Below are 22,864 nucleotides of genomic sequence, written 5' to 3'. Positions count from 1 at the left end.
ATGTTATGGAACACATTACATTGTCATTCCCTGCCAGCCATACCTACAACGGTAAAGCCCTGGCAGGCGTCGTCGGCTCCGGTGATATGGAAGTGCTGTTCACCGCAGCAGCCGGGGATACGCTCAGCATTGATATCACCACCTCCGTGGACAACAGCAGCGGTCGCTGGAACGCGCTGTTTGACCGTCTGAACCTGATCAACGGCCTGCCTGCCGGCACGCTGATTATTCACGATTTCGGCGCGACGCCCGGCGTGGCGCGCATTCGTATCGAACAGGTTTTTGAGGAGGTTGCCCATGCGTAACGACCGCAGCTTTATTGAATTACGGGCCCGTGAACGCGCCCACGCGCTGCTGGACGATGGCAGCTACCGTGAACTGCTCGACCCGTTCGAAGGCATTATGTCCCCGTGGCTCGCGCAACAAGGCGTGGTGCCGCAGTCAGATGACGGCATGGTGGTTGCCCGCGGCACCATCAACGGCCAGTCGGCGGTGGTGATCGCCATCGAAGGCACCTTCCAGGGCGGCAGCATGGGCGAAGTGTCCGGTGCCAAAATGGCGGCGGCGCTTGAACTGGCGGCAGAAGACAACCGCAACGGCATCCCGACCCAGGCGGTGCTGTGTCTCGAAACCGGTGGCGTGCGGTTACAGGAAGCCAACCTCGGCCTCGCGGCTATCGCGGACATTCATGCAGCGATCGTTGACCTGCGTCGCTACACCCCGGTGGTCGGTATTATCGCCGGCACCGTCGGCTGTTTCGGCGGGATGTCCATCGCCGCCGCTCTGTGCAGCTACCTGATTGTCACCCGCGAAGCGCGTCTGGGCCTCAACGGCCCGCAGGTTATCGAGCAGGAAGCGGGGATCGAAGAGTACGACTCCCGCGACCGGCCGTTTATCTGGAGCATGACCGGCGGCGAAATCCGCTACGACAGTGGGCTGGTCGATGCGCTGGTCGGTGACGGCATCAACGCGGTGAAATCGGCGATGAATGAGGCCATTGCCAAAGGCGTTCCGGCGCAGCACCGCAGCGATAAATATGCCGATTACCTGACCCGTCTGACCAACTTCGATACCCGTCTGCAGGCGGATACCGCGCAGATCAAACAGCTTTTTGCCCGGGAGGTGAAATGATGACTCAGTCCAATAGCCGTGGGGCCGTATGGCTGGAAAAACTGGCGCCGAATGCGCCGCGCCTGAGCGGCCTGTGCCCTTCTGTACAGGTCGCTGATGGTGAACTGAATGGGGAAAGCGTGCGCTTTATCACCGTGGTACCAGATGCTCACAACCACTACCCGCGCGCCGCCAAAGGCGAAGTGGGCCTGCTGGAAGGCTGGACGCTGGCGAAAGTGGTCAATGAAACCATCGATGCAGACGCCAAAAACGACGTGAAGCGCCCGATTGTGGCGGTGATCGACGTCCCGAGCCAGGCCTATGGCCGTCGTGAAGAAGCATTTGGCATTCACCAGGCGCTGGCCGGTGCCGCGGGTGCTTACGCAAAAGCCCGTCTGGCCGGCCATCCGGTGATCGGCCTGATTGTCGGCAAGGCGATGTCCGGGGCGTTTCTGGCACACGGCTACCAGGCCAACCGCCTGATTGCCATTAACGACAAAGGCGTGCTGGTGCATGCGATGGGCAAAGCGTCCGCCGCGCGCATCACTCTGCGTACCGTTGAGGCGCTGGAAAAACTGGCGGCCACCATTCCGCCGATGGCCTATGACGTCAGCAACTTCGCCACCCTCGGCCTGCTCTCCGACCTGCTTAATCTCAGCAATCCGGATGCGCCTTCCGATGCTGACCTCGCGCTGGTGGAAATCACCGTGCAGAAGGCCATTGCAGATGCACGTAAAGATCCAACATTGAAAAACCGTCTCGGCGCGGAAAATCGCCGTAGCTCTGCCCTGGTGCGCGAACGGATGCGCGCCAGCTGGTAACGAGCAGCATCAGAAGTACGTAAAAAAAGACCTGCCGAAAGCGGCAACCGTCGGGCGCAGCATAGCGCCCACGGAACACCGCTTTTAGAAAACTATAACCATCGCGTCAGTGCTAATTTTATTATCTTCTACAGGTGATCTATGACTTACGTAATTGTTCATGCCCTTGCGCCCATTTTTATCATCATGCTGCTGGGCTTCTGGGCCGGCAAAGCTGGAATGGTCGACAATAAAAACGTCTCGTTGCTCAATATCTTCGTGATGGACTTTGCCCTGCCCGCCGCGCTGTTCAGCGCCACCGTGCAGACTCCGTGGGCAGGTATCGTTGCGCAGTCTCCGCTGATCGTGGTGCTGACCGGTGCCATGTGGGTAACCTATGCAGCGATCTACTTCCTCGCCACCGGCGTGTTTAAAAAATCCCCGCAGGATGCCGCCGTGCTGACCCTGACCGTCGCGCTGCCGAACTATGCTGCGTTGGGCTTGCCGATACTCGGTAGCGTGCTGGGTGAAGGCTCTGCCACCTCACTCTCCGTGGCCGTGTCTATCGCCTGTGGTTCCGTCCTGATGACGCCGTTCTGCCTGCTGATCCTTGAGCGTGAAAAAGCGCGCGCCGCCGGTGAAAACAGCGGTTCCACCCTGGCGATGCTGCCAGTGCTGATGTGGCGCTCGCTGAAAAAACCTATCGTCATGGGCCCGCTGCTGGGGGTGATCCTGTCGGCGATTGGCATCAAAATGCCGGACCTGCTGCTGGCGTCCATCAAGCCGCTGGGGCTGTCTGCCACCGCCGCCGCGCTGTTCCTGACCGGGGTTATCCTCTCTGCTCGTAAGCTGAAACTGAACGCGATGGTCGGCATTGCCACTATCGCCAAGCTGCTGATCCAGCCGTTTATTGCCTGGGCTATTGTACTGGCCTTCGGTCTGCACGGTTCGGTGGCCATCACCGCGATCCTGATGATTGCCCTGTCTGCCGGTTTCTTCGGCGTGGTATTTGGCAACCGCTTTGGCGTGCAGTCGCCAGATGCAGAAGCGGTGCTGCTGTTGAGTTCGGTTCTGTGTATCCTGTCGTTACCGCTGTTTATTACACTGACTTCAGGTATTTGATATGACATTCGCTCCGCGCCCGCACGATTTACTGTGGCTGAACAACGCCGACGCCTTACTGGATATTCAGGAACCGTGGGTCACCAGCCAATGGCACCCGGGATTACCGGTGGTGGTGCGGCGCGATGCGAATGACAACCATGAGATTCCGGTGGGCGTGCGCGGCATGAAGCGCGAACAGCGCGCCGCCGGATGGGTGAAGGCTGCGGCAGTTTCCCGTGTGGTGACGCCGGAAGATCTGGCAGAACGCCAGCGCCTGCTGCACTCACCGTTTGTTTCCCAGCCGCCGGTTCAGGCGGCTATTTTGCTGACCACCTTTGCGTGGCCGTGGCTGTGGGGCATCACCGGCAGCACCGGCTATGCGCTCGCTACCGAAATTCCGGTTCTGCACGCCGACAGCGATCTCGATTTAGTGATTCGCGCTCCACAGCCGCTGACCGACGATGAGCTACGCCAGTGGCAGGCGCAGGTTGAGAAGCTACCGTGCCGGGCCGATACCCAGATTGAAACGCCCTTCGGCGCGTTTGCCCTGAACGAATGGCTGCGCGAAGGACGCGTTCTGCTGAAAACCGCCACCGGTCCTGCGCTCACCGCAACACCGTGGCACAGGGAGCCATCATGAAAATCCTCTTTACCTTTCCCGGCCAGGGTACGCAACGTCCGGGGATGCTGCATAATTTGCCCGACGGCGCTGCACTTCTCGCCGAGGTCCGCGCCGTGCTCGGCGCTGAAACCGATAAGCTCGATACCCCAGAAGCGTTACAGCACACCCGCGCGGTGCAGCTGTGTCTGCTGATTGCGGGCGTCGCATGGGCCAACGAGCTTATTCGTCACGACGTCAAACCGGATATCGTCAGCGGCCTGTCGATTGGCGCCTATCCGGCGGCGGTGATTGCCGGGGCGCTCGATTTCCGTGATGCCTTGCGGCTGGTGGCGCTGCGCGGTGATTTAATGGAGCAGGCCTATCCTCAGGGCTACGGCCTGACGGCCATTGTCGGCCTGACGCTGAGTCAGGTTGAAAAGCTGATGCTGGGCAGCGGCACCTTTCTTGCCAACCTCAATGCCGAAACGCAGATTGTCATCGCCGGGCGCGATGAGGATATGGCAGCGGTGGCGCGTCAAGCGCTGAAGGTCGGAGCCAGCAAGGCCACCCGGCTGGCGGTGAGCGTGCCATCGCACTGCGCGCTGCTGGATAAACCCGCCGCTGAACTGGCTAACGCCTTCAAATCAGTGACACTGTCACGTCATTTACGCGCTTATCTGAGCGGTACGACGGGCCGGGTCCTGTGGGAGCCGCAAAAAATCGCCGACGACTTAGCCTTTAATATGGCGCGCACCGTGCAGTGGCAGGACGCCATGGTTTCCGCCAATCAGCGCGATGCACGGCTGGCAATTGAGATGCCGCCAGGCAGCGTGCTGACCGGACTGACGCATCTCGCGGGCTGGCAGGGTGAGGCCATCTGCATGGAACGCAACAGCGTTGCAGTGGCACAGCACCTCGCGCGTCGGCTTAACGCGTAAGGCTGCGGGCATACATGCGCCCTTCTGCCGCCAGCGCCAGCAGGTCCGCGTCACGCTCCCGGTGGTGCGAATAGACAATCGAGATCAGCTGGCGCATCTGGTACGGCTCCGCCAGCTTTAACAGCTGCACATCATTTTCATAGACTTTCTTCATTCGCCCCGGCAGTAGCGCAAACCCCACTCCGGCCTGAACAAGGCTAATCATCGAGAAGATATCGTTGACCCGGGTGACAATGTCGGGCTCAAAGGCCGCCACCTGGAAAGCCTCCTGAAAACCGGCATAGGTGGCAAACCCCTCCGCCAGCGAGACAAATTTGCGGTCAGCATAATCGCGCAGGTCGGCGGGCGTTGAGGTGTCGAGGCGTTCCGTAGCCGGCGCCGCAAGGAAAATATCATCCTCAAACAGCGGTACCACATCAAAGGACGACTGGCTGAACTCGCCCTCATTGGTGGCAATCAGAATAGCGTCGAGGGCATCATCTTCCAGCATATCCAGCAGCATCTGGTTAGAGCCCATGGTCAGATCCAGCTCCAGCTCCGGACGACGAAGCTTCATCCCCATGATAATACGCGGCACGGTTTCCAGCGTCAGAGAATAGAGCGTGCCGATCCGCAACCGTCCCTGGCCCACGCCGGCCACTTTGCGCGTCGCTTCCAGTCCACGGGTCATCAGCGTTGTCACATCCTGACAGTACTCCAGCAGCGTCCAGGCGGCCGGCAACGGCAGTAAATTGCGCCCCTTATGCACGAACAGCGGGCACCCCACGCCCTCTTCAAGAGTATGCAGCGCCCGGTGGACGCTCACCCCGCTCAGCTGCATGGCTTCGGCAGTTCTGGCGATATTGCCCTTCGCCATAAACATCATAAATACCGCCAGCTTGCGGAAGGTAATCTCCTGGTTGATATCGTCTTTCATGGCTGGCGCCCCGCTTCTTCGCCGTTGGCTTCGTTTTCTCTTATAAATTCAAGCCAGTATAAGCGCAAACGGCGGTGAGGGAGACCACGGTTTGCAGATCCGGCTCTGTTTTGCCAAAAACGCGCCGCGCTTTGCCCTGTTCTGTCATTCAGCTTCCTCAACCCGCGGCGCGGGCCGCGTCCAGGCCAACAGCAGGCTAAGCAGCGTGAACGCCGCCATGATCCACGCCATAGTCCACGGCGTGCCATCGCGTAACCACGCCAGCAGCAGCGAAGAGATAATCCCGCTGCCGTACTGCAACGAGCCGATAAAGGCCGATGCGGAACCGGCAAACGCGCCGGCCTCGTCCAGCGCCGCGGCGGTAGAGGTCGCAGCGATCACTCCGTTCATTGAGAAAAAGATCAGTACGCAGGCCACAATCCCGGCAATCCCTGCCAGATCCAGCCTGACGCTCAGCGCCAGCACCACCGTCGCCAGGGTGGCAACGATCAGCGCCGCTTTGAGCAGTTGACCCAGCGGATGACGCTGGACCAGCCGACGGTTCACCAGGCTCAACGCCATCACGCCAAGAATATTCACCGCGAACAGCCAACCATAGTGCTGAGGGGCCACGCCGAAATAGCGGATATAGACATCGGGCGAACCGGTAATAAAGGCGTAAGCGGCGACGTAATAGCTGGTCAGGCTAAGGGTATAGCGCATAAAGATACGGTTTTTCAGCAGCAGCCCGTAGTGATGAAAGGCTTTCAATGGCGATCCCTGCTGACGACGCTCCGGCGGCAGCGTTTCCGGCAACCAACGCAGTGCCAGCAACATCAGCAGGCCAATCACCACCAGCAGCCAGAAGATGGCGTGCCAACTGGTGATTTTAATCATCTGTCCGCCCATCAGCGGCCCGATAATCGGTGCAATCGCCATCACGATGGTCAGAGTCGAGAGCATCTGCGCGGCGCGGGTTCGGGCAAAGAGATCGCGCACCATCGCCCGCGCGAGCATCGGTCCGGTACAGGCGCCAAGGGCCTGAAATACCCGCCAGAAGATAATCTGGTCGATGCTGGTAGAGAGCGCGCATCCGGCGGAACCAATAATAAACAGCACCATGCCAATCAGCAGCGGCGTGCGACGGCCAAGGCGGTCGCTGATCGGCCCCCACACCAGTTGAGCAAGGGCAAAACCAATCAGGAATCCGGTGATGGTCAGTTCAGCATCGCCCTGCAGTTCCGCCGCCATCAGCGGCATAGCCGGCAGATAGATGTCAGTGGACAGGGAGGTAAACGCCATCAGCCCGCTTAAAATTAAAATAAACAGCGGGCCGCTGGCGGCCTGTTTGTGCGGCAAAGTCATGTGTGATATCCGTCGAGGGGAGCGTGCGATCAAGAGACTGCTATGTTATCGGTAAAGTGCCGGCCGATAATCCCCCGCTAACGTATCAAGCTTATGAACACCATTCATGAATAACGCAGACCCGCAGGATATAAAAAAGGCCAGTCGGGGTTAACCGGCTGGCCTGGGGGCATTAGTGATGATCTGGTGTCAGATTACAGCGCCATATCGTGCTGAGCAGACTCGGCGCGAGCCGGTGCAGCAGGCTGGGCGCTGGTCGCGACCGGGGCGTGCTTGCTCATGTCGATAACCGGCGGTTTCTCCAGTTGCAGCGTTGCGGCGGTGTCATCCCACACCTGCTGGGTCAGCGCGGCATTATCATTCAGCTTCTGACCGTAGCTCGGCACGATGGCATGAATACGGCTCTGCCACTGCGGGGAGGCAAACTGCTCCGGGAACATCTGCTTAATCACGTTGAGGGTGATCGGTGCTGCGGTGGAGGCACCCGGCGATGCACCCAGCAGCGCGGAGATGGTTTTCTGCTGATCGACCACCACTTCGGTACCCAGCTTCAGCACCCCGCCCTTATCGGCGTCTTTCTTGATGATCTGCACACGTTGACCGGCCTGGATCAGCTTCCAGTCTTCTTTGCGGGCATCCGGGTAGTACTCTTTCAGCGCGGCGAAACGGTCATCGTCGTTGAGCATCACCTGGCTCACCAGATATTTCACGAGGTCGAAGTTGTCGAGGCCTACGTGGGTCATCGGCAGCACGTTCTCGGTAGTGGTGGTGCTCAGCAGGTCCATAAACGAACCGTTTTTGAGGAATTTGGTCGAGAAGGTGGCAAATGGCCCAAACAGCACGACGCGTTTGCCATCAATGTAACGAGCATCGAGATGCGGAACCGACATCGGCGGTGCGCCAACGGAAGCCTGTCCGTACACTTTCTCGAGGTGCTGCTTGGTTACCGCCGGGTTTTCGGTCATCAGGAATGACCCCCCTACCGGGAAGCCTGCATAGTTATCCGCTTCGGCAATACCGGTTTTTTGCAGTAATTTCAGCGCGCCGCCACCGGCACCGATAAACACATATTTCGCATCAATTGCCTGCTCTTCACCGCTATTGACGTTTTTAATCGTGACATGCCAGGAATTATCGGCGTTACGTTTAAACTCGGTGACTTCAGCAGACGTTTGCAGCGTGAAATTACTATTTTTCTTCAGGCTACCGATCAGCTGGCGGGTAATTTCACCGTAGTTCACATCGGTACCGACCGGCGTCCAGGTGGCCGCCACTTTTTGCTGCGGATCGCGCCCTTCCATTACCAGCGGCGCCCACTGTTTAATTTGCGCGTGGTCGGTGGAGAATTTCATTCCCTGGAATAAGGTGGTTTGCTGCAACGCGGTATAACGTTTTTGCAGATAATCCACATTATCGCCCCAGACGAAACTCATATGCGGGGTGGAATTAATAAAAGTATGTGGGTCATGCAGAATGCCGCGTTTGACCTGTGCGGTCCAGAACTGGCGGGAGATCATAAACTGTTCGTTGATATCCAGCGCTTTGCTGACATCGATCGAACCATCCGGGCGCTCCGGCGTGTAGTTCAGCTCCATATTCGCCGAGTGGCCGGTACCGGCGTTGTTCCAGCCGTTAGACGATTCTAACGCGACGCCGTCCAGCTTCTCTACCATCACCTGCTTCCAGTCCGGCTGTAATTCCTGCAGCCAGGTTCCCAGAGAGGCGCTCATAATACCGCCGCCAATTAGCAGAAAATCAGTTTTTTGCGCGGCGTCGGTATTGGCGTGAGAGGCGGAACTGACGAACATCGCCAGAGCGGTCATCGTTAAAATCGTTTTTTTAATTGCAGGCATAATAGAATTATCGCATAGCATAATGAAATAAGTGCAAACATGTTAACGCACTTCTATTATATTTTAAAATATCATTTACATTTTCCGCACAGTTAATCAATTTACAGAAAACACTTTTTTAACTTAAAAAAGTAAATGACATCCTGCAGTCATCGCAGAAAAATAAAATAAACAGAGAAATAAAGGGAATAAGACCGCATCATCACTTTCTTTAATTACTTATGACCTAAATAATAACGGCGCGCTAACTTCAGCGCGCCGGAGTGGATTGATGTGGTTCAGGTGGACAAGCGTCAATTAACTGGCGGGACTCAGCGTCGCGGAATGGCTTTGCTGGAGCGCGAGGCGCAGACGATCGTTATTTTCCGCCAGCAGGTCCCGCGCCTGCCAGGCATCAAGCCCGGTCATCACCATCAGTATGGCCGTCCGGCAGTGCTGGTTACAGCTTGCCAGCGCGGCTTTGGCCTCGCTGCGTGAACACCCGGTCGCGGTCATCACGATGGCAATCTGCCGCTCGGTCCAGCGTGGACTGGTGGCCTGCAGGTCTACCCGCAGGTTGCCGTAGACCCGGCCAGAACGGATCGCCAGCCCGGTGGCTAACATCGCGAGGATCTGCCGCTGCGCCAGCTGCGCTTTCGGGTTGCCATATCCCGCCACCGCTTCCGGCCCGGTTTGCGGGGCAATGATGATGTCTGCGAGCTGGGCGGCTTCACTGTCCTGCTGTTGGGTCAGCACGGCGATAGGCGCGCCAAGAGACCAGGCGTGACGCATCGCCCCCCACACCCACGGGGTTTGCCCGCTGACCGTCAGCGCCAGCAGCATGTCGTTGCTGCTGAACTCGATAGCCTGTAACTCCAGCGCACCAAGATTATAATCGTTCGCGGCGGTTTCCATCTCCTGCAGCGCTGCCACCGGCCCCCCAGCGATAAGCCCGACCAGCGCATGTTTCTCGTCCGGGGCAAACTCGCTGACCATCTGCAATGCCGCGCGCCCGGATGACCCGGCGCCCACGACCACCAGCCGTCCTCCCCGGCTGAATGCAGCGGCGGCATTATCGACCAGACGGGCAATCTCCGGCAAACAGGCCCCGACGGCGTCGGCAATCTGCCGATCGTCGTTATGCAACATCGTCAGCATATCCTGGGTGGCGAGACGGTCTATCTGGTGGGTTTCGGGATGGCATCGTTCCATCATTGAAGCGGTTGGCTTACTGCTCATAAAAACCTCCTTTTAAAAAACTCCATATTCACTATAAGGATATTTACCACAATCTCCTGCGAGTGGGGTCACGCTTCACGGTTCTTTCACGCCGATTCTGGCTTTTTTACATTGCTTTAAGAAATGATTACCTTCAGCGATAATAGGTGCTTGCCGATTATTTCAGGGGATGTCATGAAGGATTCAGCGGCCCAGATACCACCCGTGCGTAAACGCCTGATGAGAATGAAACTGAGTACTGCCGTATCGCTGATGATCAGCAGCGTCATCGGTTCGGTGCTGCTGCTGGTGTACGCGCTGTGGTTTATCCAGATCAGCGACACCACCCGTGACGGCGTTAAGGACACGGCGCTGGCGGTTGCGCGGACCTTTTCCGACATGCCCGAGGTGAAGCAGGCCCTGAGCCAGTCGCCCGAACGCGCGCTGATCCAGCCCCTGGCGCTGGCGATCACCCAGCGTAATGACCTGCTGTATGCCGTGGTGACCGATATGCACGGCGTGCGCTATTCGCACCCGAACCCGCAGCTTATCGGCAAACGTTTTATCGGCGAGGATATTCAGCCGGCCTTTGCTGGCAAAGAGAACGTCGCCATCAACCATGGCGTACTGGCGCAGGCGTTACGCGTGTTTACACCGGTATTTAACGACCAACACCAGCAAATCGGCGTGGTGGTGGTTGGTATTTCGCTCAGCAAAGTGGATGAGCAGATTGCCCGAGGCCGCTGGGACGTCCTGCTAACCGTGCTGTTTAGCGCGCTGGTATGCGGAATTGGCACCTGGAGCCTGGTGCGTGGCCTTAAACGGGTGCTGCTGGGGCTGGAACCGCACGAGATTTCCACCCAGTTCCAGCAACGCCAGGCGATGCTTCATTCGCTAAAAGAAGGTGTAGTGGCGGTTGATGCTGAAGGACACGTCAACCTGATCAACCCCGCCGCCAGCAAGATCCTGCTGAGCGGCCCGGAGCAGCAGATCGATCATACCCCGCTGCTTGCCGATCTACAGACGGTGCTGAAAACCGGCGAGCCAATTTATGACCGCGAGCTGGGTTGCAACGGCCTGCTGCTGATCAGTAACACCGTCCCGGTACGCAGCCAGAATGCCATCGTCGGCGCCATCAGCACCTTCCGCGATAAAACCGAAATGAGCCAGTTGGTGCAGCGTCTCGACGGGATGGTTAACTATGTCGATGCCCTGCGCACCACTTCCCACGAATTTATGAATAAGCTGCACGTGATCCTCGGTCTGCTCAATATGAAGAGCTACGGCAAGCTGGAGGAATATGTGCTGCAAACCGCCCATACTTATCAGGCAGACATTGGTGAAATTCAACACCGTATAAAATCACCGGTGGTGGCGGGCTTTTTGATTGGTAAAATTCAGCGCGCGAAAGAGCGCGGCTTCAGCCTGCATCTGGCGGAAGAGAGCCTGGTGCCCGATTGCCCCAATGAAAAACAGGTCACCGTGCTGGTCACGGTGCTGGGGAATCTCATCGAGAATGCGCTGGACGCCATGAGCGGTCAGAGTGAGGGCGAAGTGGGCCTGTTGCTGCACTATCAGAATGGCTGGTTAAGTGGCGAAGTGAGTGATGACGGTCCGGGGATCCCGGCCGCGAATATTGACGCCATCTTTAACAAAGGGTTTTCTACCAAGGGCGAGAACCGCGGCGTCGGCCTGTTTCTCGCCAGCCAGCAGCTACGTGAACTGGGCGGTACGCTTGCCGTCGAGTCAGAACCTGGCGTGTTTACCCAATTTTTTGTTCATCTTCCCTGGGATAGTAAAAGGAAACGTACGTGATAAATGTATTAATTGTTGACGATGATGCCATGGTCGCCGAACTGAACCGCCTGTATGTGGCGAGAATTTCCGGCTTCCGTTGCTGTGGCACGGCGTCTACGCTGAGTAAAGCCCAGGAGATGGTTAACGATAGCGAACTGGAGATCGATCTGGTGCTGCTGGATGTCTACATGCAGCACGACAGTGGGCTGGATCTGCTACCGACCATTCGTGCTTCCGGCCGCCCTATCGACGTGATTATGATTACTTCCGCCGCCGATGCGGCCACCGTGCAAACCTCGATGCACTACGGGGTGGTCGATTATCTGATCAAGCCGTTCCAGTTCCCGCGCTTCGAAGAGGCTCTCACCGCGTGGCGTGAAAAACGCAAACTGATGACCGGACAGCCCTATTATGAACAGGCCGATGTGGACCGCCTGCTGCACGGCAGTACGCCGGAAGCCAGCGATGCGCGAAAGCTGCCAAAGGGCCTGACCGCCCAGACGCTGCGCACGCTGTGCCAGTGGATTGACGCCCATCCGGGCACCGAGTTTTCAACCGATGAGCTGGCGGTGGCGGTCAATATTTCCCGCGTCTCCTGCCGGAAGTACCTGATTTGGCTGGCGCAGATTAATATTCTGTATACCAGCATTCACTACGGCGCCACCGGGCGTCCGGTCTACCGCTATCGGCTGGTTGCCGAGCAGTACAGTCTGCTCAAACAGTACAGTCAATAAGCCGGTAGCCCTCGTCCAGCAGGTGGAAACGGAAGCGGCGCTGCGATGAAAGGATCACCTCGCGATTTTTGGTGACGAAAATCGCTTCGATATCGTCACGATGACGCAGCGCCGCACAGCCTTTCTCGACCCCAAGGCCGTAGATCAAGGTGGTCCAGATATCGCCGTCGAGTGAGTCGTCCGAAATAATCGTCACGCTCTCTAGTTCGTTATCCAGCGGATAGCCGCTGCGCGGGTCGAGGATGTGGTGCCAACGGCGCCCGTCCTGCTCGAAATAACGTTCGTAGGTACCGGAAGTCACCACCGATTGACCGTTCACATCGAGGCTGCCGACCAGCGTATCGGCCGGGGCAAAGGGCTTTTTCAGGCCAATTGACCACTCGCCGAGGGTGTGCACATTGCCACCGAGATTAATCAGCGCCGCGCGCACGCCCTGCCGCTGCAGATCGTCGCGGACGCGGTCGGCGATATAGCCTTTGGCAATCGCGCCAAGGTCAATCTCCATGCCGTGCCGGGCCAGAAACACGCTGCCGGCCGCATCATCGAGGATCACATCCTGTGGGCGGGTCAGCGGCAGCCGGGCGGCGATCTCGTCCGCCGCCGGCACGCGATCGCCCTGAAAGCCAATCCGCCATAGCTTCACCAGCGGACCGATCGCCAGATTAAACGCGCTCTCCTGCACCATGCTGGCGGCTTTTGCGCATTTAATCAGTTGATACACCGGACGGCTGACGCTGACCGGCTGGCGACCGGCGGCATGGTTAATCGCCATCACCTGCGACGACGCGCGGTTAACAGTGAACAGATCTTCGTAGTGTTTGATCAGTTGGAAAGTGCGGGAGGCCAGGGCTTCATCGTGGGAGAAGAGTTTCAGCAGGATGGGAGAGCCCATCAGCACGGCGGAGTAGCTATAAATACGCGGGTCACCTGACATGGTTGCAGCTCCTCTGTGTCGCCCGGCAGGCAGCGCGCCGCCGGGTGAAAATGCCGGGCGAACCCGGCCTGTCATCACTGAGCGTTAGCCTCTGGCGCGTTTTGCCGCCTGGTGGCCCGCCAGGGTGCCAAAGATAATAATATCGGCCACGGCGTTGCCGCCGATGCGGTTGCCACCGTGAATGCCGCCAACCACTTCACCGGCCGCATAGGCCCCGGCAATCGGCTGATGCGCGCTGTCCAGTACCGCGGTGTCGGTGTTAATGGTCACGCCGCCCATGGTGTGGTGAACCCCCGGCGCGATACGGATCGCATGGAACGGCCCTTCGTTGACCGGCGCGCGCAGTGCGGTGGTCCGGCCAAACTCCTGATCATGCTGCTGTTCAACATAACCATTGTAGCGCTCAAGGGTGGCGAGGAAGGCATGGTAATCCATCCCCAGTTTCTCCGCCAGTTCACGCGGCGAGCTGGCGCTGGTCACCAGCCCTTTGGCGATATATTCGTCGGCCGCTTTGTTTTTTGCCCGGACATGTTCGTCGAAGACAATGTAGGCGTAGTGTTCCGGCAGCGCGATGATCGCGGCAGAAACTTTATCGCGGGTCGACATTTCGTTGAAGAAGCGATTACCCTGCTGATTGACCAGAATCGCCCCGCCGCCGCGAATAGATTCGGAAATCAGGTACGAGGTATTCTGCTCAACGGTCGGGTGAATCTGAATTTCGCCCATATCCACGGTGCCGGCGCCGATGCGTTCCAGCAGCGCGATACCGCCGCCGGTCGCCCCTTTGTGGTTGGTGGTGACAAAGCCGGCCAGATCCGGGCGGTATTTCACTACCATCGCGCTGTTGGCGCTGAAGCCGCCGGTGGCGACCACGATACTCCGGGTCTGCACCACGATGCTCTCCTGCTCATCATTGAGCAGACGCACGCCGCTAACCTGCTGGCCATCCATCAGGATCTCTTCTACCGCGGTGTCGAGCATCACATCGATACCGCGTTTATTGATGTTGCGCACCAGGCCGCTAATCAGATAGCCGCCGACCGCCGATCCATCACGCGGACGGTGGGTACGGTCGATGCTCATGCCACCGGTGGTAGTAATATCGTTGAGCATAATCCCGCGACGAGCCAGCCATTCGATAGCTTCCGGCGCGTTTTCAACAAAGCGACGCAGCAGCTGCGGGTTATTTTTGTTCTGACCGCCTTTTAAGGTCTCCTGGTAGAACAGCTCTTTGCTGTCTTCAATCCCTTTCACCCGCTGGAAACGCGTCTCGGCGGCGTTCATCCCGGCTGACGCCTTGATGGTGTTCCCCCCGATGGTCGGCATTTTTTCGACGATCAGCACGCTGGCGCCTTCATCGTGTGCCTGAATAGCCGCGGCCAGACCGGCACCGCCGCTACCCACCACCACTACGTCGTAGCTTTTCGGGGTCAGGTCTTCACCGCCTTCTTCCAGCGCCAACGCTTTACTGGATTTCAGCATCGCTTTCGATACCGCTTTTTTCACCGCCTCACTCTGGCTGGTGGCGCCGGAAATGGCGTCAACATGCGGGGTGTTGGCGGTCAGAATACGTTCGCGGATCTCTTCAAAACTGGTGGTGAACTCAACGTTCTGCGCCGGGCCGGCGGCCAGGGCAATATCGGCAATACGATCGTTTTCGAGGCTGACGTTGATCACCAGCTCGTTCGCATCGTCCTGAACGGTTTCAACGAACAGGCCCGGTTTAAACTTCGCGTCTCCCATACTCATATCGCGGATCATCGCTTCCACCAGCGAGAAGCGCCACAGCGGTTCCGGAATATGGAGAGCTTCACGTTGGGTACTGTCGATAAACAGCTCGAGATTTTCGTCAGCGGCAATCCGTGCCGCCCAGTCTGGATAGGCGATGCAGGCGCGGCCTACGGCAATCAGATCGTAGCCGTGATCCAGTCCCTGCTCGGCGTCAGCCGCGTTAACCACGCCGCCCACGCCCATCACCGGGATCTGCGCCAGGGTTTCAGAGCGCAGCGCGCAATATTTTTCAATCAGCGGTGTTGGGTCGCTGGTGTCGACAATAGACGGTCGCAGCGACGCCCCCACCGAGAAGTGCAGATAATCGAGACCGCGTGCCGCCAGTTTTTCCAGCAGGTACATGGTGTCGTCAAAACGGATGCCCGGCTCTTCGAGCTCTTCCGGCGAGAAGCGGTAGCCGATAATAAAAGCGTCATCGGCGTACTGACTGGCCATTTTGCGGGTGATATCCAGCACCGCCAACGGGAAACGGGCGCGATTGTCGCGGCTGCCGCCCCACTCGTCATCGCGCTGGTTGGAGTTAGGGGAATAGAATTGCTGAATCAGGTAGGTGTTGGCCCCGTGGATTTCCACGCCATCAAAACCGGCCTGAATGGCCCGACGTACGCCGTCGCCAAACTTGCCGATCATGTCGGTTACTTCGTCCGCGCTCAGCGCACGCGGCATCGCGGCACCGTCACGCGGCGCGGCCAGCGCGCTTGGCGCCACCGGCTGGCGACCGCCAATCAGCTGCGGGTCAACCATGCGCCCGCCGTGATAGATCTGCAGAATCGCTTTTGACCCTTCAGCCTGGATGGCTTGCGCAATTTTAGCCAGGCCGGCGATTTTCTCATCGTTGTCGATACCAATCGCACCGGGGAAAGCCAGGCCGTAGTTATCGATAAAACAGCACTCAACAATAATGGTCCCGATGCTGCCGGCACGCGCACGATAATACTCCACCAGTTCGCTGGTGACGCTGCCGTCAAAATAGCCGGTACAGGTTGTCATCGGTGCCATTAGCAAACGGTTTTTCAGTTCAGTTCCGTTCGGTAAGGTAAAAGGACGCAATATACGTGAGTTACTGGTCATATTAATACTCCAGATCTTAAATATTGATAATTCAGAATGGGGTGACGGAATTGTTTTTGGTTCTGTTTTTTAATTCCTGTTGTCATGCTAATAATATAGCGCTATTTTTAGTTACCAAACTAATTACGTTAGTTAAAAAACTATTTAATACCTCGAATAACATCACTACCTCCATTGTATTATTAATTGCAAATATTACATTCACAAAAAACATAAAACCGATAACACAATGGACACGTTTGTTAAAAATAAAAACATAACAAAAACAATTTAAATATCAATAAAATCAATGATATATAAGCGCGCAATCGGTAACTTATGTTTTCCACCTCTGCAAAAAATTAACAATAAGCGCTATTTTAAACAAATAAACACCTCACCCAACAGGGTTATTGTGAAAATAAAAAAACAGTCCCACAGACAGCATTTATTGATCTCGATCAATTGCAACGGCACGCCAAAGCGCAATATATAAATAACCAACAGATTTAATTTAACGCCCAATAAAACGCGTTAAATAACCGTCAACAGCCAAACCAGAACCAACAATTAATAACTAAAGAAAGTTTTGAAATTAAAGAAAGCAATGGTTATGGCGTGACGCAACCGTATTTTCAACTACTCGCAGATACTCATTATGAAAGAGAAACAGACAACTATACCGCCTGCCGGTGCCGCCAGTCCGAAAGCGGCAAATAAAAACCGTCTGCTGATGATGGCCCTGCCCATTATTGTTGCAGTCCTTTTACTCTTCGTGCCGGTGCCTGACGGGCTACCGCCTTATGCATGGCATTACTTTGCTATCTTCGTTGGCGTTATCGTCGGACTGATTTTCGAGCCCCTGCCGGGTGCCGTGATCGGTATTACCGGGGTGGTGGTTATCGCCCTGTGCAGCCAGTGGCTGCTCTTCAATCCGGCGCAGTTGGCCGACCCGAAATTCAAACTCGCCGGCGCCTCGTTTAAATGGGCGGTGAGCGGCTTTGGTAACTCTACCGTATGGCTGATTTTCGGCGCCTTTATGTTCGCTGCGGGCTACGATAAAACCCAGTTCGGCCGCCGTTTGGCGCTGATTCTGGTGAAATATCTCGGCCGTCGCAGCCTGACGCTGGGTTACGCCATTACCTTCGCAGATCTGCTGCTGGCACCGTTTACCCCGTCCAATACCGCGCGTAGCGGCGGGACCATCTACCCGATTATCGCCAACCTGCCGCCGCTGTACGGTTCAAAACCGAATGACGCCAGCGCCCGCCGCATTGGTTCTTATCTGATGTGGGTGGCTATTACCGCCGCCTGTATCACCAGTTCAATGTTCCTTTCTGCGCTGGCGCCAAACCTGCTGGCCCTGGCGTTAGTCAAAAGCATCGTCGGTATCAATATCTCCTGGGGCACCTGGTTCATCGCCTTCCTGCCGCTGGGGATCCTGCTGATTCTGACCATGCCGCTGCTGGCCTACTGGTTTTACCCACCAGAAGTCAAAATCAATAACGAAGTCCCGCTGTGGGCCGCTCGTGAACTGGAAAAACTGGGCAAACTGTCGCGCAATGAGATCCTGCTGCTGGTGTTTGTCTGCTTCGCATTAGCGATGTGGATCTTCGCCGCCGAGTGGATTGAACCGGCACTGGCCGCCCTGCTAGTGATTGTATTGATGCTGTGGACCGGTGTGCTGTCGTGGAGTGATATCACCAATAACAAAGCCGCGTGGAACACCTTCGTGTGGTTCGCCACCCTGGTGGCGCTGGCGGACGGCCTCTCCTCTACCGGGTTTATCGCCTGGCTAGGTAAAGAAGGCGGCGCGCTGATGAGCGGCATCTCGCCGGGTGTGGCAACCATTGTGCTGCTGTTAGCCTTCTACCTGCTGCACTACCTGTTTGCCAGCACCACTGCCCACACCACGGCGCTGCTGCCGGCGATGCTGACTATCGCCTCAACCATCCCGGGCATGAACATGCAGGTGTTTGTCCTGCTGATGGTCACCTCGCTGGGTGTGATGGGCATCATCACCCCGTACGGTACCGGCCCCAGCCCGATTTACTACGGCAGCGGCTATCTGCCGACCAAAGATTACTGGCGCCTCGGTACCATCTTCGGCGCCATCTTCCTGGCCGCCCTGCTGCTGATTGGCTATCCGTGGATGTCCATGATGTTCTGATTCATAACCGCCGGGGGCCCACCTCCGGCGGTTTTACTCTTAGGGAGCTACGCAATGTCGACTAAACCGTTTGTTTATCAGGAAGCCTTTCCGCTGGCGAAAGATGACACTGACTATTATCTGCTGAGCAAAGAGCATGTTTCGCTGGCCGAATTTGAAGGCCAGCAAATCCTCAAGGTTGAACCTGAAGCCTTAACCCTGCTGGCCCAGCAGGCTTTCCATGACGCGGCGTTTATGCTGCGTGTCTCTCACCAGCGTCAGGTCGCGGCGATCCTGCTCGACCCGCAGGCCAGCGAAAACGATAAATATGTCGCCCTGCAGTTCCTGCGCAACTCGGAAATCGCCGCGAAAAGCGTACTGCCGACCTGCCAGGATACCGGCACCGCGATTATCATGGGTAAAAAAGGTCAGCGCGTATGGACCGGCGGCGGTGACGAAGCGGCGCTGGCCCGCGGCGTGTACAACACCTATACCGAAGATAACCTGCGCTACTCGCAGAATGCCGCGCTGGATATGTACAAAGAGGTCAATACCGGCACCAACCTGCCGGCGCAAATCGACCTCTACAGCGTTGACGGCGATGAGTATAAGTTCCTGTGCATGGCCAAAGGTGGCGGCTCCGCCAACAAAACCTATCTGTACCAGGAAACCAAAGCGCTGATCACCCCGGCGAAGCTGAAAAACTACCTGGTTGAGAAGATGCGCACCCTCGGGACCGCCGCCTGTCCGCCGTACCATATCGCCTTTGTCATCGGCGGGACGTCAGCGGAAGCAACCCTGAAAACCGTCAAGCTGGCCTCGACCCGCTACTACGATGGCCTGCCAACCGAAGGAAACGAACACGGTCAGGCGTTCCGCGACGTTAAGCTGGAGCAAGAACTGCTGCTGGAAGCCCAGAACCTCGGCCTTGGCGCGCAGTTTGGCGGTAAATACTTCGCCCACGATATCCGGGTGATCCGTCTGCCGCGCCACGGGGCCTCCTGCCCGGTCGGGATGGGTGTTTCCTGCTCTGCGGACCGCAATATCAAAGCCAAGATCAACCGCGACGGGATTTGGATTGAAAAACTGGAGAGCAACCCGGGGCAGTACATTCCGGAAGCGTTGCGTGAGCAAGGTGAAGGCAAGGTTGTCAGTATTAATCTCAATCAGCCGATGAGCGACATTCTGGCCCAGCTTTCCGCCCATCCGGTCTCTACCCGTCTGACCCTCAACGGCACCATTATCGTGGCGCGCGATATGGCGCATGCGAAGCTGAAAGAACTGCTGGATAACGGTGAAGCGCTGCCGCAGTACGTTAAAGATCACCCGATCTACTACGCTGGCCCGGCCAAAACCCCGGAAGGCTATGCTTCGGGCTCTCTCGGCCCGACGACTGCCGGACGGATGGATTCTTATGTCGATCTGCTGCAGTCTCACGGCGCCAGCATGGTGATGCTGGCAAAAGGCAACCGCAGCCAGCAGGTGACCGATGCCTGCCACCAGCACGGCGGTTTCTACCTCGGCAGCATCGGCGGCCCGGCGGCAGTACTGGCGCAGCAGAGTATTAAGAGCCTCGAGTGCGTGGCCTACCCGGAACTGGGGATGGAAGCTATCTGGAAAATAGAGGTAGAAAACTTCCCGGCGTTCATCCTGGTGGATGACAAAGGCAACGACTTCTTCCAGCAGATTCAGAACAAACAGTGTTCAGGGTGTTCTCAGCGCTAATGGTGGCTGACTAACCTAATGAAAAGCCGTAACGTTTTGCGTTACGGCTTTTTTACACCCTACAACCGAATGCCTAATGGCCAGCAGACGGTGCCCCTGGCGCCCCGGCACGGCTAAACGGTGGACGCGCAAACCAGATCACCGCAATCAACACCATAAAGCCCCAGCCCAGCACCCAGAAGTAATCGATGGTCGACATCATGTAGGCCTGCTGCTCAATCGTTTTATCAATCAGCGCCATATGCTGCTGCGTCGCCCCACCCATCTTTTCAACATACTCCACCGCTCCCGGATTATAGACAGACACGCTCTCCGTCAGGTTGGCATGATGAAACACCTCGCGCCGCGACCAGATCCAGGTCGTCAGCGACGAGGCGAAAGAACCGCCCAGCACGCGGAAAAATGTCGCCAGCCCCGACCCCTCCGCCACTTCCGCGCCGTTGAGGTTTGACAGCACGATGGTGGTAATCGGCATAAAGAAGAATGCCACGCCGATCCCCATAAACAACTGCACTTCGGCAATGGTGCGGAAATCAACATCGGTATTGAACTGCGCCCGGATAAGGCAGGACGCCCCCATGGTCAAAAATGACAGCGAAGCCAGGATCCGCAGATCGAACTTGTTGGCGTAGCGGCCAATAATCGGGGTCATCATCAGCGGCAGGATCCCCATCGGCGCCGCGGCCAGTCCGGCCCAAATTGCCGTATAGCCCATCTGCGTTTGCAACCACTGCGGCAGAATAATGTTGATCGCAAAGAAGGCGGCGTACCCCAAAGTCAGCGCCAGGGTACCGACGGCGAAGTTACGGTCTTTAAACAAGCGCAGGTTGACGATCGGGTGCCGCTCCCCCAGCTCCCAAATCACAAAGGAGACCAGCGAGATGGCCGAAATCGTCGACATCACAATGATGTGCGAAGACGCGAACCAGTCGAGATCGTTGCCCTTATCCAGCACCACCTGCAGCAGACCCACTCCCAGCACCAGCAACCCGATACCGATGTAATCGATCGGAGCATGGCTGGTGGTTTCTTCGCGGGCGCGCATCTGGGTCCAGACCACAATGGTGGCGAAGATACCGATGGGCACGTTGATATAGAAGATCCACGGCCAGGAGTAATTATCGGTGATCCAGCCGCCGGTAATTGGCCCGACAATCGGCGCCACCACCGTAACCATCGACAGCAGCGCCAGCGCCATACTGCGTTTGCTCGGCGGAAAAATCACCAGCAGCAGCGTCTGGCACATCGGGAACATCGGCCCGGCAAAGAAGCCCTGCAGCGCCCGGAAAATAATCAGCTCGGTCATGCTGTGGGCGAAGCCGCAGAGAAACGAGGTCAGGGTAAACATCATCACCGAGCCGATAAACAGCTTTAACTGACCGAAACGGCGCGTAAACCAGCCGGTCAGCGGCAGCGCAATGGCGTTACACACCGCAAATGAGGTGATGACCCAGGTGCCCTGATCGGCGCTGACGCCAAGGTTACCGGCAATCGTCGGCAGCGCCACGTTGGCGATGGTGGAGTCCAGCACCTGCATAAAGGTGGCCAACGACAGCGCGAGCACCGCCAGCCACATATTGGGCGGTGTAAAGGCGGCCTTATCTTGCATAACGTCTCTCTTAACGGCTGCCCACGGCTACCGTTTTGCTGTTGTCATGAAGGATTTTAGCCACCAGTTGGTCCGCTTCTTCCAGCGGGTTTTGATACACATCCGTGGTGAAACGCGGGGTGCTAACGGTTTGCTGCGGCAGCAGATGCCCTGCGCCATCGCGAATATCAACGCTGACGTTCATCGACAAGCCCACGCGCAGCGGGTGTTTCTGCATATCATGAGGATCCAGGGTGATGCGTACCGGCAGACGCTGGACGATTTTGATCCAGTTCCCGCTGGCGTTCTGCGCGGGCAGCAGCGAGAAGGCGCTACCGGTACCAATTCCCAGGCTTTCAATGGTGCCGTGGTAGGTCACGTCATCGCCGTACAGATCGGCGTTGAGGGTCACTTTCTGCCCCAGACGCATCGCGTTCATCTGGCTCTCTTTGAAGTTGGCATCCACCCAGACTTCGTTCAGCGGCACGATAGCCATCAGCGTGGTCCCCGAATCGACGCGCATCCCGAGCTGCACCGCCCGCTTCGCAACATAGCCGCTGACCGGAGCAACAATGGTGCTGCGTGAATTCTCCAGATAGCGCTGGCGCAGCGTGGCCACCGCGCTTTTAATTTCCGGATGGCTGTCGATAACGGTGTCATCGACCATCGCAATATTGGTACGTAAGGCTTCCTGCGCCGCCAGCAGATCGCTCTGCGCGCTGGTGACCGCATCGCGGTAGTGCGACAGATCCTCGGCCGCTATCGCCCCGCTCTGGAAGATTTTCTGCCGACGCGCGTAGTCATTTTGCGCCGTCTGCAGGGCCACTTTTTTCGCTGCCACCTGCGCCCGATAGTTATCGGCGGTGCTGTACAGCCCGCGTACCTGGCGTACCGTATTCGCCAGATTGGCCTCGGCCTGCTGCAGCGCAATGGCGGTATCACTCGGGTCGAGCAGCACCAGCGGCTGGCCTTTTTCCACGAAGTCGCCTTCGTCGACCGTTACCTGGGTGACCGTCCCGCCAATTTGCGGCGTCAGCGTGACCTGGTTGCCATTAACATAGGCATCATCGGTGGACTCATAGTAACGGGCATACAGCAGATACCACGCCAGGCTTCCCCCTGCCGCCAGCAGCAGAATAATGAGTAAAATAATAAAGTTGCGTTTGCGCTTACTGCCGCGCTCGGCCTGTTGTGCAGCGGTGGTTTCCATCTGTCTGGACCTTTTTTAATTCA

The 22,864-nt window shown here is 57.4% G+C and carries 18 protein-coding genes; 10 read left to right on the top strand and 8 right to left on the bottom strand.

The genetic code is table 11. From position 1 onward, the window contains the following. Positions 1-5 precede the first annotated feature (5 nt). From mdcC to mdcH, 6 genes are all read left to right on the top strand, one after another. A complete protein-coding gene (mdcC, locus tag ACMYSP_RS24040; protein WP_434584556.1) occupies positions 6-305 on the top strand; it encodes a malonate decarboxylase acyl carrier protein in 300 nt (99 codons plus the stop codon). Then, positions 298-1,131 (top strand): biotin-independent malonate decarboxylase subunit beta, encoded by an 834-nt coding sequence (locus ACMYSP_RS24035; RefSeq protein WP_434584555.1) that lies wholly within the window; start codon positions 298-300, stop codon positions 1,129-1,131. Before mdcC ends, ACMYSP_RS24035 begins: the two co-directional genes overlap by 8 nt. Continuing rightward, positions 1,131-1,931: a biotin-independent malonate decarboxylase subunit gamma gene (gene mdcE / locus ACMYSP_RS24030; RefSeq protein WP_434587289.1), complete on the top strand. Its 801-nt coding sequence runs from the start codon at positions 1,131-1,133 to the stop codon at positions 1,929-1,931. Before ACMYSP_RS24035 ends, mdcE begins: the two co-directional genes overlap by 1 nt. A 141-nt stretch (positions 1,932-2,072) precedes the next feature. After that, positions 2,073-3,032, top strand: a complete 960-nt coding sequence (locus ACMYSP_RS24025) for an AEC family transporter (protein WP_174509321.1) — start codon at positions 2,073-2,075, stop codon at positions 3,030-3,032. A gap of 1 nt (position 3,033) precedes the next feature. Beyond that, on the top strand, positions 3,034-3,654 hold the full coding sequence (locus ACMYSP_RS24020; protein ID WP_434584553.1) for a malonate decarboxylase holo-ACP synthase: 621 nt from the start codon (positions 3,034-3,036) through the stop codon (positions 3,652-3,654). Continuing rightward, positions 3,651-4,553 (top strand): malonate decarboxylase subunit epsilon, encoded by a 903-nt coding sequence (gene mdcH / locus ACMYSP_RS24015; protein ID WP_434584552.1) that lies wholly within the window; start codon positions 3,651-3,653, stop codon positions 4,551-4,553. Before ACMYSP_RS24020 ends, mdcH begins: the two co-directional genes overlap by 4 nt. On the opposite strand, the gene ACMYSP_RS24010 is transcribed toward mdcH, so the two are convergent. From ACMYSP_RS24010 to ACMYSP_RS23995, 4 genes are all read right to left on the bottom strand, one after another. Continuing rightward, on the bottom strand, positions 4,543-5,469 hold the full coding sequence (locus ACMYSP_RS24010) for a LysR family transcriptional regulator (protein ID WP_434584551.1): 927 nt from the start codon (positions 5,467-5,469) through the stop codon (positions 4,543-4,545). The genes mdcH and ACMYSP_RS24010 overlap by 11 nt on opposite strands. Positions 5,470-5,613: 144 nt before the next feature. Further along, on the bottom strand, positions 5,614-6,813 hold the full coding sequence (locus ACMYSP_RS24005; protein ID WP_434584550.1) for a multidrug effflux MFS transporter: 1,200 nt from the start codon (positions 6,811-6,813) through the stop codon (positions 5,614-5,616). Positions 6,814-7,007: 194 nt separating this feature from the next. Then, a complete protein-coding gene (gene mqo, locus ACMYSP_RS24000) occupies positions 7,008-8,621 on the bottom strand; it encodes a malate dehydrogenase (quinone) (protein WP_434587287.1) in 1,614 nt (537 codons plus the stop codon). A 342-nt stretch (positions 8,622-8,963) separates the two neighbouring features. Beyond that, positions 8,964-9,884, bottom strand: coding sequence for an N-acetylmuramic acid 6-phosphate etherase (locus ACMYSP_RS23995; RefSeq protein WP_434584549.1), 921 nt, complete (start codon positions 9,882-9,884; stop codon positions 8,964-8,966). Between the two features lie 174 nt (positions 9,885-10,058). On the opposite strand from ACMYSP_RS23995, the gene ACMYSP_RS23990 reads away from it, so the two are divergent. Next, positions 10,059-11,678: a sensor histidine kinase gene (locus tag ACMYSP_RS23990; RefSeq protein ID WP_434584548.1), complete on the top strand. Its 1,620-nt coding sequence runs from the start codon at positions 10,059-10,061 to the stop codon at positions 11,676-11,678. Then, the gene (gene dcuR / locus ACMYSP_RS23985; RefSeq protein ID WP_434584547.1) at positions 11,675-12,394 is read left to right on the top strand and encodes a two-component system response regulator DcuR; all 720 of its coding nucleotides are present in this window, start codon (positions 11,675-11,677) and stop codon (positions 12,392-12,394) included. The genes ACMYSP_RS23990 and dcuR overlap by 4 nt, the downstream gene beginning before the upstream one ends. Here the strand turns inward: dcuR and ACMYSP_RS23980 are convergent. Then, positions 12,375-13,328, bottom strand: a complete 954-nt coding sequence (locus ACMYSP_RS23980) for an FAD:protein FMN transferase (RefSeq protein ID WP_434584546.1) — start codon at positions 13,326-13,328, stop codon at positions 12,375-12,377. The genes dcuR and ACMYSP_RS23980 overlap by 20 nt on opposite strands. An 84-nt stretch (positions 13,329-13,412) precedes the next feature. Next, positions 13,413-16,190, bottom strand: coding sequence for a flavocytochrome c (locus tag ACMYSP_RS23975; RefSeq protein WP_434584545.1), 2,778 nt, complete (start codon positions 16,188-16,190; stop codon positions 13,413-13,415). Between the two features lie 637 nt (positions 16,191-16,827). Between ACMYSP_RS23975 and ACMYSP_RS23970 the strand changes: the two genes are divergently transcribed. Both ACMYSP_RS23970 and fumA read left to right on the top strand, forming a co-directional pair. Next, a complete protein-coding gene (locus ACMYSP_RS23970; RefSeq protein ID WP_434584544.1) occupies positions 16,828-18,339 on the top strand; it encodes an anion permease in 1,512 nt (503 codons plus the stop codon). 54 nt (positions 18,340-18,393) lie between these two features. After that, positions 18,394-20,043, top strand: coding sequence for a class I fumarate hydratase FumA (fumA, locus tag ACMYSP_RS23965; protein ID WP_434584543.1), 1,650 nt, complete (start codon positions 18,394-18,396; stop codon positions 20,041-20,043). 73 nt (positions 20,044-20,116) lie between these two features. Here fumA and ACMYSP_RS23960 read toward each other — a convergent pair whose 3' ends face one another. After that, on the bottom strand, positions 20,117-21,652 hold the full coding sequence (locus ACMYSP_RS23960) for a DHA2 family efflux MFS transporter permease subunit (protein WP_434584542.1): 1,536 nt from the start codon (positions 21,650-21,652) through the stop codon (positions 20,117-20,119). A 10-nt stretch (positions 21,653-21,662) separates the two neighbouring features. After that, complete coding sequence (locus tag ACMYSP_RS23955) at positions 21,663-22,841, bottom strand: efflux RND transporter periplasmic adaptor subunit (RefSeq protein ID WP_434584541.1); 1,179 nt, start codon at positions 22,839-22,841, stop codon at positions 21,663-21,665. Positions 22,842-22,864: the final 23 nt, after the last annotated feature.

Source organism: Klebsiella sp. R390, from assembly GCF_051131745.1.
Classification (GTDB): domain Bacteria; phylum Pseudomonadota; class Gammaproteobacteria; order Enterobacterales; family Enterobacteriaceae; genus Klebsiella.
The sequence above is the reverse complement of the archived record's forward strand: the minus strand, read 5'-3'. Positions and strand labels throughout refer to the sequence as shown.